This window comes from Halomonas saccharevitans, assembly GCF_900116405.1.
Lineage (GTDB): Bacteria > Pseudomonadota > Gammaproteobacteria > Pseudomonadales > Halomonadaceae > Halomonas > Halomonas saccharevitans.
In genome coordinates, this window is record NZ_FPAQ01000003.1 from 34,985 (window position 1) to 47,331 (window position 12,347).

The 12,347-nt window shown below is 68.1% G+C and carries 12 protein-coding genes; 6 read left to right on the forward strand and 6 right to left on the reverse strand.

Translation table 11 applies throughout. The features are described from left to right. Positions 1-81: 81 nt before the first annotated feature. The 3 genes from BM388_RS02215 to doeA all read right to left on the reverse strand — a co-directional run bounded on the left by BM388_RS02215 (position 82) and on the right by doeA (position 2,958). Positions 82-555, reverse strand: coding sequence for an Lrp/AsnC family transcriptional regulator (locus tag BM388_RS02215; protein ID WP_089846762.1), 474 nt, complete (start codon positions 553-555; stop codon positions 82-84). After that, positions 552-1,565 carry a N(2)-acetyl-L-2,4-diaminobutanoate deacetylase DoeB gene (gene doeB, locus BM388_RS02220; RefSeq protein ID WP_089846763.1) on the reverse strand — a complete coding sequence of 338 codons (1,014 nt, stop codon included), beginning with the start codon at positions 1,563-1,565 and terminating at the stop codon, positions 552-554. Before doeB ends, BM388_RS02215 begins: the two co-directional genes overlap by 4 nt. A 193-nt stretch (positions 1,566-1,758) precedes the next feature. Further along, complete coding sequence (gene doeA, locus BM388_RS02225; RefSeq protein WP_089846765.1) at positions 1,759-2,958, reverse strand: ectoine hydrolase DoeA; 1,200 nt, start codon at positions 2,956-2,958, stop codon at positions 1,759-1,761. Positions 2,959-3,345: 387 nt separating this feature from the next. Between doeA and BM388_RS02230 the strand changes: the two genes are divergently transcribed. The 4 genes from BM388_RS02230 (at position 3,346) to BM388_RS02245 (ending at position 8,025) form a co-directional block, all read left to right on the forward strand. Then, the gene (locus BM388_RS02230; protein ID WP_089846767.1) at positions 3,346-4,995 is read left to right on the forward strand and encodes a methyl-accepting chemotaxis protein; all 1,650 of its coding nucleotides are present in this window, start codon (positions 3,346-3,348) and stop codon (positions 4,993-4,995) included. Positions 4,996-5,065: 70 nt separating this feature from the next. Then, positions 5,066-6,013, forward strand: a complete 948-nt coding sequence (locus BM388_RS02235) for a 2-hydroxyacid dehydrogenase (protein ID WP_089846769.1) — start codon at positions 5,066-5,068, stop codon at positions 6,011-6,013. A 102-nt stretch (positions 6,014-6,115) separates the two neighbouring features. Beyond that, positions 6,116-6,682 carry a nicotinamidase gene (locus BM388_RS02240; protein ID WP_089846771.1) on the forward strand — a complete coding sequence of 189 codons (567 nt, stop codon included), beginning with the start codon at positions 6,116-6,118 and terminating at the stop codon, positions 6,680-6,682. After that, on the forward strand, positions 6,679-8,025 hold the full coding sequence (locus BM388_RS02245; RefSeq protein WP_089846773.1) for a nicotinate phosphoribosyltransferase: 1,347 nt from the start codon (positions 6,679-6,681) through the stop codon (positions 8,023-8,025). Before BM388_RS02240 ends, BM388_RS02245 begins: the two co-directional genes overlap by 4 nt. A gap of 222 nt (positions 8,026-8,247) precedes the next feature. Here BM388_RS02245 and BM388_RS02250 read toward each other — a convergent pair whose 3' ends face one another. The 3 genes from BM388_RS02250 to BM388_RS02260 form a co-directional block, all read right to left on the reverse strand. Then, positions 8,248-8,985: an SDR family oxidoreductase gene (locus BM388_RS02250; protein ID WP_089846775.1), complete on the reverse strand. Its 738-nt coding sequence runs from the start codon at positions 8,983-8,985 to the stop codon at positions 8,248-8,250. A 125-nt stretch (positions 8,986-9,110) separates the two neighbouring features. Next, positions 9,111-9,743: a TetR/AcrR family transcriptional regulator gene (locus tag BM388_RS02255; protein WP_089846777.1), complete on the reverse strand. Its 633-nt coding sequence runs from the start codon at positions 9,741-9,743 to the stop codon at positions 9,111-9,113. Positions 9,744-9,795: 52 nt separating this feature from the next. Further along, positions 9,796-10,356: a DJ-1/PfpI family protein gene (locus tag BM388_RS02260; RefSeq protein ID WP_089846779.1), complete on the reverse strand. Its 561-nt coding sequence runs from the start codon at positions 10,354-10,356 to the stop codon at positions 9,796-9,798. Positions 10,357-10,543: 187 nt separating this feature from the next. On the opposite strand from BM388_RS02260, the gene BM388_RS02265 reads away from it, so the two are divergent. Next, complete coding sequence (locus BM388_RS02265) at positions 10,544-11,212, forward strand: hypothetical protein (RefSeq protein WP_089846781.1); 669 nt, start codon at positions 10,544-10,546, stop codon at positions 11,210-11,212. A gap of 83 nt (positions 11,213-11,295) precedes the next feature. After that, a complete protein-coding gene (locus BM388_RS02270) occupies positions 11,296-12,222 on the forward strand; it encodes a LysO family transporter (protein WP_089846783.1) in 927 nt (308 codons plus the stop codon). Positions 12,223-12,347 lie beyond the last annotated feature (125 nt).

The following is a 12,347-nucleotide window of genomic DNA, read 5'->3' on the forward strand; positions in this document are numbered from 1 at the left end:
CGCCCACCCACCAAGTTCAGCTTATGACACACAAGGCGATGTCACATCAACGCTGCGATTGCGCTCTGACGCGAGAGAAGATCAGGCGAGATCGTCGGGGCAGAACCCCGGGGAGGGACGCTTCACCGCCTTGGTGACGATGTAGGTGAAGTAGCGTTCGATGCCGGCCTCGCCGGTCAGCCAGGCATCCATGAGGCGCTGGTAGGCGTCGATGGAGTCGGTCTCGAACTTGATCAGGTAGTCGACGCCCCCGCCGACGGCCACGCATTCAGTGACCTCGGGGGTGGCGTGAACCAGGGCCTCGAAGCGGGCGAAGCTCTCGGCATTGTGCGCCTTGAGCTCGATCTGCACCCATACCGGGGTGCGCTTGACGAGCGCATCGGGATTGATGCGCGCCGCGTAGCCCTCGATGATGCCGGCCTTCTCGAGCCGCCGTACCCGTTCCCAGCAGGGGCTGACCGAGAGATTGATCGCCTCGGCCAGCTTCGACTTGGTGATCCGCCCATCGCGGGAGAGTATCTCGAGGATCTTCAGATCGTAGCGATCGAGCTTCATGCCAGCGACTCGACCACCTCGGCGATCACCGCAATGGTATCCCCCATGTTGACCTGCGCCGGAAAGCGCCGCGCGGCGAGGATGCCGCTGCGCTCGGCGCGGTACTCCACCGGCGGCGTGCCGCTGCGGGTCATGTCGTAGACCCGGGCGATCACCTGGCCCTGCTCCACCGCCTCACCCAGCGCCAGGGTCAGCTCCAGCAGGCCGGAATGCTCGCTCTGCACATAGCAGCTGGCATCGGGCATATCGAGATAAACCTGGGGCTCGGCGGGCATCTCCACCTGCCCCTCGATCAGCCCGTACTGGATCAGGAAGTTGCGCACGCCGCGCTCGGTGATCGCCAGGCTCTCCGGCGTGGAGGTGCCGCCGCCGCCGAGCTCGGTGGCCACGAAGATCTTGCCCTGGCGCTCCACCACGGTATCGAACAGCGCCGCCGCATCGAGCTCGAACATGATCATGGCGTAGGGCGCCCCGAAGGCCTTGGCCCCCTCCAGCGCCCGGCGCTGCTGGTCGGCGTTCTCCAGCACGTGGGAGGCGCCAAACGGGATGATGTCCAGGGTGCGCCCACCGGAGTGCAGGTCGAGCACCACGTCGCTCATCGGCACCATCACCCGGGTGAAGTAGTCGGCGATCTTCTCGGTCACGCTGCCGTCCGGGTCGCCGGGGAAGCTGCGGTTGAGGTTGCCTCCGTCCATCGGCGAGGTGCGCCGGCCGGCCATCGCCGCCGGCACGTTCATCATCGGCACGATGATCACCCGACCCTGCACGTCTTTCGCCTCGAGGGAGCTGGCGAGTTTCATCAGCGCGGTGATGCCCTCGTACTCGTCGCCGTGGTTGCCGCCGGTCAGCAGCGCCGTGGGACCCTCGCCGTTCTTGACCACGGTGATCGGGATCATCACCGCTCCCCAGGCCGACTCGTCGTTGGAGATCGGCAGCTTCAGGAAGCCGTGCTGCACGCCATCCGCGTCGAAGTCGACGGTGGCGGAAATCGGGCTGGGGCGCTTGGTCATAGGGTGATCTCCATCTTCTTCTAGGGGTTGGCCGAGATTCCCTTCTGGGTGAAGCCTCGACGCGGGGCCGTTGCGGCGACAAACCTGCGAGGAGGCGCTGTGGATACCTCCCTGTACGCTACTTTTGCCATCCCTGGCAAAAGACCTCCTCTTCGGTTTGTCCCCGCGCCCCTCCTTGGGCGGTAAGTTGAACTCAGCGCACGAACAGCTGGCGCGGGAAATCGGCCAGGGTCTCGCAGCCGGTCTCGGTGATCAGGATGCTCTCGGTAATCTCCAGGCCCCAGTCGTCCTCCCACAGGCCCGGCATGAAGTGGAAAGTCATGCCCGGCTGCAGGATGGTCTCGTCCGAGGGGCGCAGACTCATGGTGCGCTCGCCCCAGTCCGGCGGGTAGCTGATGCCGATGGGATAGCCGCAGCGGGCGCCGCCGCGGTCGAAGCCGTATTTGTCCATGGCCGAGCCCAGCGCCATGGCGATATCCGCGGTGCGATTGCCGGGCCTGGCCACCGCCAGGCCGTTCTCGATGCCCTCGAGCAGCGCCGACTCGGCGCGCACGAACTCCTTCGGCGGCTTGCCCAGGAAGACGGTGCGCGACATCGGGGCGTGATAGCGCTTGAACACCCCGGCGATCTCGAAGAAGGTGCCTTCGCCCTCGCGGAACGGCGAATCGTCCCAGGTCAGGTGCGGGGCGGCGGCATCCGAGCCGGTAGGCAGCATGGGCACGATGGCGGGGTAGTCACCGCCGTAGATCTTGCCCTGGTCGTCGCGCCAGCCCTCGATGGCCACCCGGTAGATCTCCGAGACCAGCTGGCTCTTGGGCAGGCCCGGCTCGATCACCTCGAGGATGCGCGTGTGCATGCCCTCGACGATCTTTGCGGCCACCCGCATGTACTCGATCTCCTGGGGCGACTTGATCGCCCGGCACCAGTTGACCAGCGAGTTGGCGTCCATGAAGCGCGCATGAGGCAGCTCGCGCAGCAGACTCTGGTAGGCCTTGGCCGAGAAGTAGTAGTTGTCCATCTCCATGCCCACCACGCCCTCATGCCAGCCCCGGTCGGGCAGGATGGTCTGGGCGAGATAGTCCATGGGGTGCATGTCCGGATTCTGGACGTAGTAATCCGGGTAGTAGGTGATGTTGTCCGGGTCGATCCAGCAGGTACGCAGGGCCCCGTTGGCATCCATCCGTCGGCCATACCACACCGGCTCCCCTTCCAGGCCGACCAGCACGCACTGATGCACATAGAAGGACCAGCCGTCATAGCCGGTCAACCAGGCCATGTTGGAGGGGTCGCTGACGATCAGCACGTCGATACCGCGGCTGGCCATCTCGGCGCGCACCTTCCACAGGCGTGTCGCATATTCTTCACGAGTGAAGGGCAGAGAAACCTGAATCATGAATCCACTCGTCATCGCATCATCAACAAATCGGCCCTCTCTGCGTCGAGAAGGCCGGGCCGGGGTGCCGCGCACTGCCGAGGGCCATCCCGGTCACGGGCCGGGGTCGCGCCGCGCAGTCGATCGCTTATCTAAGAGCAGGTTACTGCCAACCCATGGTAGGCGGTCAAGCATTTCTTCGGGGGCTAAGATTCCGCTCCGCGGCCTCCCGGAGACCTGCTGCGAGCGTGCCCGGGTTGGCGTGCGTGACCGAGTCCCCCGCGCCTCCCCAAACGATGACGTGCGCCTTCACCGATGGAGCCGTTAAAACATTAGAAAACATGGGTTTAAGAAACGACGCGCGCCGGCCGATAAAGCGGCGTCATCCGTCATCCAAGGTTCTGCCCCATGCTGCAACGCTTCTCCATCGGCGCACGGCTCGCCCTTGCCTTCGCGCTTATCGTCCTACTGCTGCTGGCCGCCGTCGGCGTCGGCATCCGCGGCCTGTCACAGGTCAAGACCACCGCCGTCGAGACTCTTGAGGTCGATACCGCCATTGCCCTCAACGCCTCGAGGGTCCAGCGGCTTGCCCTGCAACTGCGCCGCTACGAGAAGGACGCCTTCATCAACCTGCGCGATGCCGAGAAGGTCGCGGAGTACCACGACAAGTGGCGCGGGGCGCGCGAGCACCTCGCCGGCACCCTGGAAGCCGGCATCGACTTGGCTCCCACCCCTGAACTCGGCGAGCTCTATCGAAAGGCCGAAGAGGCTCTTGATAAATACGCTGCCGGCTTCGATGACACCTATCGCCGACTCCTGTCAGGCGACTTCGCCACCACCATCGCCGCCAACCGCGCCTTTTCGGCCCACAAGGCCGCGGTCTACGACCTCAAGGACACCGCCAACGCCATCGGCGAGCGCGCCGAGGCCCAGATGGTCGACGCCGAGACCAGCATCGTCGATCGCCACCGCAGCGCCCTCACCGGCTTGCTGGTCTTCGCCGGTCTGGCCCTGGCAATGGCCGTCGCTCTCTCGCTATCGATCACCCGAAGCATCGTGCGCCCGCTGAGCCAGGCGCTGGCGGTCACCGAGCGAGTCGCCAAGGGCGATCTCAGCGAGACCATCGAGGTCGAGGGGCGCGACGAAACCGCTCGCCTGCTCGGCGCACTGCGCCAGATGACCGACTCACTGGGCAGTCTGGTCGCCTCGATCCGCCAGACCGGCGCCGCCGTTCACCGCAGTGCCGAGGAGATCGCCCGGGGCGGCCAGGATCTGGCGGCGCGGACCGAGCAGCAGGCCAGCGCCCTGCAGCAGAGCGCCGCCAGCATGGAGGAGATCACCAGTTCGGTATCGCAGAACGCGCAGAGCACGCGCGAGGCTGACGGCCTAGCCGAGAGCGCCACGACCCAGGCCCGGGACAGCCGCGACAGCGTGACTCGCAGCGTATCGCTGATCCAGGCCGTGGTCGCCGATGCCGGGCGCATGGACACCATCATCGCGACCATCGACACCATCGCCTTCCAGACCAACATCCTGGCGCTCAATGCCTCGGTGGAGGCCGCACGGGCCGGCGAGAAGGGACGCGGCTTCGCCGTGGTGGCGACCGAGGTGCGGGCCCTGGCCAGCCGCAGCGCCGATGCCGCCAGCGAGATACGCCAGCTGCTGGAGGGCACGCGCCGCCAACTCGGCGAGTGCGCCCGCCAGGTGGAGCAGAGCGGCGTCAGCATGACCGAGACCACCCACAGCATCGAGCGCCTCGGCGAGGAGGTGATGCGCATCGGGGCGGCCACCCGCGAGCAGTCAGATGGCCTGGCGCAGATCGGCACGGCGGTGGCCGAACTCGATTCGACCACCCAGCAGAACGCCGGCCTGGTACAGGCTACCAACGCCTCGGCGGCGACCCTCGAGACCCAGGCCGCCGAGCTTGCCGAGCGGGTCGCCCGCTTCCGGGTCGCCGCCCAGCACGAGGCGCACGGCGAGCAGAAGGCGTCGACCCCGACTCATGCGGACACGCCCCCGACGAACGCCCACCACACTCGCCGCGCGACGCCGGCCTGACAGGGGCTTTTCCCGCGCCGGCGAAACCGGGAAGATGGACGCCAACGTCCATCTTCCCCCGGAGGTCACTATGCGAGTGCTGGTCCATATCGACGACGCCGAGCAGTGGCGAGACGCCCTGGCTACAAGGCTGCCCGAGGCCGAGGTGATCACCAGCGCGGCCCCGACCGAGCAGCGTCGTCGCGCGGACTATCTCGCCGTGTGGAAGCCCTCCGCCGAGCTGCTCGGCGAGCCGGTAGCGCTCAAGGGCATCGTCAACCTCGGCGCCGGGGTCGATGCCCTGCTGAACAACCCGGGACTCCCCCGGGACGTGCCGATCGTCAAGCTGCGCGATGCCGGCATGGCCGAGCTGATCGGCGACTACGTGCGCTACGGCCTGCTGCACTTCCAGCGCGACTTCGACCGCTATCGCCACCAGCAGGCACGCCGCCAGTGGCGGGAACACGCGGTGGTCGACAAGGCCGACTGGCCGGTGGGCGTGCTGGGGCTGGGCGCCATCGGCGCCAAGGTGGCCGCCATGGTGGCCGCCGACGGCTTCCCGGTGCATGGCTGGAGTCGCTCGCCCAAGTCGCTGCCCGGCATCCACTGCCACCACGGCGACGCCGGCCTCGAGGCGCTGCTCGAGCGGGTCAAGAGCCTGGTGCTGCTGCTGCCCGACACCCCCTCAACGCACCACATCATCGATGCCGCCGCCCTGGCGCGGCTTCCCGAGGGGGCGAGCCTGATCAATCCAGGCCGCGGCACCCTGATCGATGAGGCGGCGCTGCTCGATGCCCTGGGGGAAGACGACGGTGAGGGCGGGGTGACGGGCCGACTGCGCGGCGCGCTGCTCGACGCCTTCCCCGAGGAACCGCTTCCCGAGGCGAGCCCGCTCTGGTCGCACCCGCGCGTCTGGATCACCCCCCACATGGCCGGCCCCACGCCGCTCGCAGAGGCGCTCGACCAAGTGGCCGAGGCGCTGCGTGCCTTCGAGGCCGGGGCGCCGACCGATACCGTCGACCCCCAGGCCGGCTATTGAGTGGCTGATGGGGCCGGGGCCGGGGCCGACCGGCCCTACAACAACCGCGACGCAGCCCCTACCCTGTGGAGGGACACCCAACGACCTCCCGGGAGGTGCGTGATGAGCGTTAACGAGCACTATGATCCCCGCGACGCGCTGCTCGTCGTGGACATGCAGAACGACTTCTGCGAGGGCGGCGCCCTGGCCGTGAACGGCGGCGCGGCCCTGGTTCCCGCCATCAACGCCGAGATCGAGGCGGCCCAGGCGGCGGGCGCCCTGGTCGTTGCCTCGCGGGACTGGCATCCCGTCGATCACGTAAGCTTCGACTATCGCGGCGGCCCCTGGCCGGTGCACTGCGTGCAGGACACCGAAGGGGCAGCCTTCCATCCCGGCCTCGCCCTGCCCGCCGAGACGGTGCGCGTCAGCAAGGCCACGGCCTTCGATGCCGACGCCTACTCCGCCTTCGACGGCACGGGCCTGGCCGGCTATCTGCGCGAAAAGGGCATCGAGCGGGTGATCGTGTGCGGCCTGGCGCTGGACGTCTGCGTCAAGGCCACGGCGCTAGACGCCCGCCGGGCGGACTTCGCCGTGTGCCTGCTCGAATCCCTCAGCGCCGCGGTGGATCCTAACGCCGTGGACGACGCCCGCAACGCGCTGATCGATGCCGGCGTCGAGGTGCGCCCATGAGCGAACTGCTCCCGCTGACGGTAGGCGAGGACGAGCTGGCCCTGCTCACCGACCTCTACCAGCTGACCATGACCCAGGCCTACTGGAAGGAGGCCATGGACGGGGTCGCTACCTTCAGCCTGTTCTTCCGTCGGCTGCCCCCCGAGCGTCGCTTCATGCTCGCCTGTGGCCAGCAGCACGCCGCCGCGCTGCTCAGCCGGCTGAGCTTCGGCGACACCGCCCTTTCGCGCCTGGCCGACACCGGGCTCTTCGAGGACGGTTTTCTCGACTGGCTGGCCAACTGGCGCTTCGAGGGGGATATCTGGACCCTGCCCGAGGGCACGCCGGTGTTCGCCAAAGAGCCGCTGATGGAGGTGGAGGCGCCCATCGCCCAGGCCCAGCTTCTCGAGAGCCTGGCGATGAACCTGGTGCAGCTGGAGACGGTGCTGGCGTCCAAGGCGGTACGCATCGTGATGGCGGCGCGGGGCCGGCCGGTGGTGGATTTCGGCATGCGGCGCATGCACGGCATCGATGCCGCGGTGCGTGGGGTTCGCGCCTACCGCACCGCGGGGCTTGCCGGCACCAGCAACGTGCTCGGCGGCCTGCGCCACGACCTGGCCCTCAACGGCACCATGGCCCACAGCTACGTGCTGGCCCACGACAGCGAGCGGGAGGCCTTTCGCGCCTTCGCCCGCCACTATCCCCGCACCACCCTGTTGGTCGATACTCACGACACCCTGGAAGGGGTGCAGAAGGTGATCGAGCTGATGGGCGAGGAGCCGGCACTCGCGGTGAAGGCCATCCGGCTCGACTCCGGCGACCTGGCCGAGCTGGCCCGGGGCGCGCGCCGACTGCTCGACGCCGCCGGCCATGACGAGGTGCAGATCGTCGCCAGTAGCGGCCTCGACGAGGTCCAGATTGAGGCGCTGCTCGAGGCGGGGGCGCCCATCGACGCCTTTGGCGTAGGCACCCAGATGGGGGTATCGGCGGACGCGCCGGTGATCGATCTTTCCTACAAGCTGGTGGCCTACGCGGGCGAGCCGCGCATCAAGCACTCGCCGGGCAAGATCAACCTGCCCTGCCCCAAGCAGCTCTATCGCCGCCGGGACGAGCAGGGCCACTACCTCGGCGACATGATCGCCCTGCGCGACGAGCCGGTCGCGGCCGGCGAGCCGCTGCTGCGCCCTCTGGTGAAGGCCGGCCGCCTGGTCGAAGCCGAGATGGCCCGCGCCGACGAGGCCCGGGAGCGGGTCGCCGACGCCCTGCCCCGCTTCTCCGCGGACGTCAGGCGCCTCGAGGCGGGCGAGAGCGACTACCCGGTCATGCTGAGCCCGGGCCTCGAGCGCCTGCAGTCGCGCTCCTGAACGGCCGGCCGGATAACAGCGTCCTTCTCACGCCACGCATCAGATCGACGAGCCCACGCCAGGCACTTAAGCAAAGCGCTGACGCAAAATACTCACACAAGGCACTCACACAAGGCACTCACGAAAAAACCAGGGCACGGCGCTTCGCACCGTGCCCTGGCTCATTAACATCGCTCATGAAGCCGATCGTTCGGCGGGCGGCGTGCCCGCCGAGCGTACCGCTTAGAGCGGCTGCTTGGTCGGCCGGATGATCAGCTCGTTGACGTCGACATCGGCCGGCTGCTCGATGGCGTAGACGATCGCCCGGGCGATGGCATCGGCGTCGATGGCCATCTCATAGAGCTCATTCACACCCTTGGCGGTCTCGTCATCGGTGATGGTAGAGGTGAGCTCGGTGGCCACCGCACCCGGCGAGATGTTTGTGGAGCGGATCTCCTCGCCGCCCTCCTGGCGGATGCCCTCGGAGAGCGCCTTGACCGCGTACTTGGTGGCGCAGTAGACAGCGGCGGAGGGGAAGACCACGTGGCCGGCCACCGAGGAGAGGTTGATGATATGGCCGGCATGCTGCTCGCGCATGGTCGGCAGCACCGCGGCGACGCCGTAGAGCACCCCCTTGATGTTGACGTCGACCATCTGCTCCCACTCGTCGACCTTGAGCTGGTCGAGCGGCGACAGCGGCATCAGGCCGGCGTTGTTGATCAGCACGTCGATGCGGCCGTAGGCCTCTTTGGCGGCCTCGGCCAGGGCCTCGACCTGCTCGCGGTCGGTCACGTCGGTGACCCGGTAAATCGCCTCGCCGCCCTGCTCGACGATGTCGTCACGCAAGGACTGCAGGCGCTCCTCGCGGCGGGCGCCGAGCACCAGCTTGGCACCGGCCTTGGCCAGACGATGCGCGGCGGCTTCGCCGAGGCCGCTGCTGGCCCCGGTAATGATCACGACCTTGCCTTGAATCTCGGACATCGATGCAACTCCTGTGCATTCGTTCTGCGGTACAGGTCTTATAGACCAGTCTACTAGAAACGGGGTAAATGATTGGATCGAGAGGCCGTCGTCATGATGCGCGCCAGGACGACGACCTCGCTGGGCTAGGGCGTCTCGGGGGCCGCGCCGGCGGCCGTCTTCCGAGGTTCCACCTCACGGCCCAGCAGCTCGTGGAACAGTACCTGCTCGAAGGCCTCCATGGGCGCCAGCGACTTGGTGGTCTTGGCGCGCAGCATGGCGCCCTGCCAGCCGGCCAGGATGAAGCCGGCAAGGCGCTCGGCATCGAGGTCCTCGGCCACCTCACCGGCCGCGCGGGCCTCCTCGAGGCACACCACCAGGTGCCGTTCCCACTGGCGAAACACCTGATCGAGCCGCGCGCGAAACGCCTCGCTGCGCGAGGAGAGTTCCTGACCGAGGTTGCCGATCAGACAGCCCCGTGCGTGATCGCAGGAGTGCATGTCGATCCGGCCGGCCTCGAAGTAACGGCGTAGGCGCGCCAGTGGCGGCTGATCCGGCGCCTGGAGGATGGCCACCAGGCGGGCATCATACTGCTCGGCGAAGGCGTCGATCACGGCCAGGCCGAAATCTTCCTTGCTCGAGAAGTAATGGTAGAAGGAGCCCTTGGGGACTCCGGCCCGGCTCAGCACCGCGTTGATGCCGGTGGCGTTGAAGCCCTGCTCGGCGATCAGCTCGGCGCCGATCTGGATCAGCTTGTCACGGGTGGCTTGCGTCTTCATACGGCAAAGAATAGACCAGTCGTCTAGTGGCGTCAAACCCCGCCGGATTCGGTCAGTCCAACAGGGCGGCGAACTGCTTCAGCCAGGCCGGGTGGGCCGGCCAGGCCGGTGCGGAGACCAGCATACCACTGGTGACGGCCTGATCGACGGCGATCTCGGCGAAGTCGCCGCCGGCCAGGCGCACCTCCGGCGCACAGGCGGGGTAGGCCGAGACGCGAAAACCCTCGAGCGGCACCGCCGCCGCCAGCAGCTGGGCGCCATGGCAGATGGCCGCCGTCGGCTTGTCGTTCTCGAAGAAGTGTCGAACCACCTCCAGCACGCGCTCATCGAGACGCAGGTATTCCGGGGCGCGCCCGCCGGGCACGACCAGGCCGTCGTAGTCCTCGGCGCTCACCTCGGCGAAGGTGGCGTTGAGGACGAAGTCGTGGCCGGGCTTCTCGGAGTAGGTCTGGTCGCCCTCGAAGTCGTGGATGGCGGTGCGCACCTTGTCGCCCTCGCGCTTGTCGGGACAGACGGCATCGACCGTGTGCCCCATGGCCTGCAGGGCCTGGAAGGGCACCATGATCTCGTAGTCCTCGACGTAGTCGCCGGCGATCAGCAAGAGTCTGGCCATGGGAATCTCCTCGTTGGGGTGAGCCCCTGGACGCGGGCTCGCGGTCAGTGATGCGACAGACGCCGCACTTCACCGCAAGCCTAGCAGCCCCGCCGGGCACCGCCGAGGCGCATTGGCGCTCGCCTCGGGAACCCCACGGCTCGCCTGGACTCTCATCCCTGCCGACCGAGCGCCCTGGAGCGTCAACATGTCCTCACTGCCACGATATCGCCGCGCCCTGCTGCTCGTACTGCTGCCCTTTCTGTTGCTGGCCGGCGGCGGCGTGCTCGCCGCCGAGCCGCGCCCCTTCGAGGCCCGCTATCACCTGGAAGTCGACGGCTGGCCGAACGCCACCATCGAGCATCGTCTCTCCCGCGACGGGACCCAGTGGCTGAGCGATATGCGTGCCGACATCACGCTGGCCCAGGGCCGCGAGCGCAGCCGCTTCCTCGCCGGCGAGACCGTGCGCTCGCTGCACTACGCCAGCGGCTATTCACTGCTGGGCGTCGGCAAGCGCTACGCCCTCGACCACGAGGCTCTGGCCCGGCTGCCCGACCGCCAGGCGGCGCTGTTCGAGCTGTCACGACGCGCCACGGCCGCAGAGTGCACCGCCCCCTGCCGGCTTCGCTACCTCGACCATCGCGGTCGCGAGACCCTGGTCGAGTACCGGCTGCTGCCGCGCACCGCGCTCTCGCTGCCGGCCGGCAACTTCGAGGCCGTGCGAGTAGAGGTCATCGAGCCCGACGAGCCGGATCGACAACTGCGCTTCAGCTTCCACCCCGGCGTGCCCGGCCTGCTGCTCGCCATGGAGTATCACCGCGACGGCGAGCGGCGCAGCCGCCTGTCGCTGAGCGAGCTCGACCTGCCCCCGCGCTGAGCGCGCTTCCTCCCCGAAGGGAAATTGACTAGAGTGGGCGGCTTTCGGTCGCCGCCGGCGACCACGACGGGAAGGGAGTCTCGATGCTGAGCGGTCTGCTGATCGTGCTGTTGCCCCTGGTGCTGGGCTACCTGGTCCGGGTCCGCGATCCCCGATGGATGACGCCGATCAATCACGGCGTCAACGCCTCGATCTACGTGATCCTGCTGCTGATGGGCGTGAGCCTCGCCGGGCTCGACGACCTGGGCGGCCAGCTCTCTCGCCTGGGGAGCCAGGCACTGCTGCTGTTCGCGGTGATCTCGACCTGCAACCTGACCGCCCTGTGGTGGCTGTCGCGTCGACTGGGCCATACCGCCGGCACCTCCACGGTGGTGGCCGGGGCGCCCACCAGCAAGCTCGCCGCCATGCTAGGCTCGCTGGCGCTGGTGGCAGTGGTGGTAGCCGGCGTGGTGATCGGCCTGCTGCTGGAGTGGCTGACCGGCAGCGGCCTGTTCGCGCTCGCCGAGCGCCTGGCGGAGTGGGTGCTCTACGCGCTTCTGGCGCTGATCGGCTGCCAGCTGCGCAACTCCGGCATGCCCTTGCGCCAGATCGTGCTCAACCGCTTCGGCCTGGCCATCGCCCTGACCCTGGGCGCCAGCTCGCTGCTCGGCGGCCTGCTCGCCGCGCCGCTGCTGGATCTCGCCTGGAACGAGGGCCTTGCCATGGCGGCCGGCTTCGGCTGGTACTCGCTCTCCGGCATCCTGATCGGCGACCAGCTCGGCCCACTGCTGGGCGGCGTGGCCTTCTTCAACGACCTGGCCCGGGAGCTGCTCGCCTTCGTGCTGATCCCGCTGGTGATCCGCCGCCACGCGGCGCTGGCCATCGGCTACGGCGGCGCCACCTCCATGGACTTCACCCTGCCGGTGATCCAGCAGCACGGCGGCGTCGCCTGCGTGCCGGTGGCCGTGGTCTCGGGCTTCATCCTCTCGCTGCTCTCGCCACCGCTGATCCTGTTTTTGCTCACGCTGTGAGCCACGGGCGGCCTTGCCGCCGCGTGCGCGAGGCTTTCGACAACCTGCACATTGGCTGCACAGAGCCTGAACGAAGGCTGCACGCCGCGCGGCGAGAATGATCGATACTCTCGCTGCCTCTCTCG

Coding starts and splice junctions, on each gene's coding strand:
- doeB (WP_089846763.1), bottom strand. CDS start 1,565: ATGACCAAGCGCCCCAGCCCGATTTCCGCCACCGTCGACTTCGACGCG.
- BM388_RS02215 (WP_089846762.1), bottom strand. CDS start 555: ATGAAGCTCGATCGCTACGATCTGAAGATCCTCGAGATACTCTCCCGC.
- BM388_RS02270 (WP_089846783.1), top strand. CDS start 11,296: ATGCTGAGCGGTCTGCTGATCGTGCTGTTGCCCCTGGTGCTGGGCTAC.
- BM388_RS02230 (WP_089846767.1), top strand. CDS start 3,346: ATGCTGCAACGCTTCTCCATCGGCGCACGGCTCGCCCTTGCCTTCGCG.
- BM388_RS02235 (WP_089846769.1), top strand. CDS start 5,066: ATGCGAGTGCTGGTCCATATCGACGACGCCGAGCAGTGGCGAGACGCC.
- BM388_RS02240 (WP_089846771.1), top strand. CDS start 6,116: ATGAGCGTTAACGAGCACTATGATCCCCGCGACGCGCTGCTCGTCGTG.
- doeA (WP_089846765.1), bottom strand. CDS start 2,958: ATGATTCAGGTTTCTCTGCCCTTCACTCGTGAAGAATATGCGACACGC.
- BM388_RS02265 (WP_089846781.1), top strand. CDS start 10,544: ATGTCCTCACTGCCACGATATCGCCGCGCCCTGCTGCTCGTACTGCTG.
- BM388_RS02255 (WP_089846777.1), bottom strand. CDS start 9,743: ATGAAGACGCAAGCCACCCGTGACAAGCTGATCCAGATCGGCGCCGAG.
- BM388_RS02260 (WP_089846779.1), bottom strand. CDS start 10,356: ATGGCCAGACTCTTGCTGATCGCCGGCGACTACGTCGAGGACTACGAG.
- BM388_RS02250 (WP_089846775.1), bottom strand. CDS start 8,985: ATGTCCGAGATTCAAGGCAAGGTCGTGATCATTACCGGGGCCAGCAGC.
- BM388_RS02245 (WP_089846773.1), top strand. CDS start 6,679: ATGAGCGAACTGCTCCCGCTGACGGTAGGCGAGGACGAGCTGGCCCTG.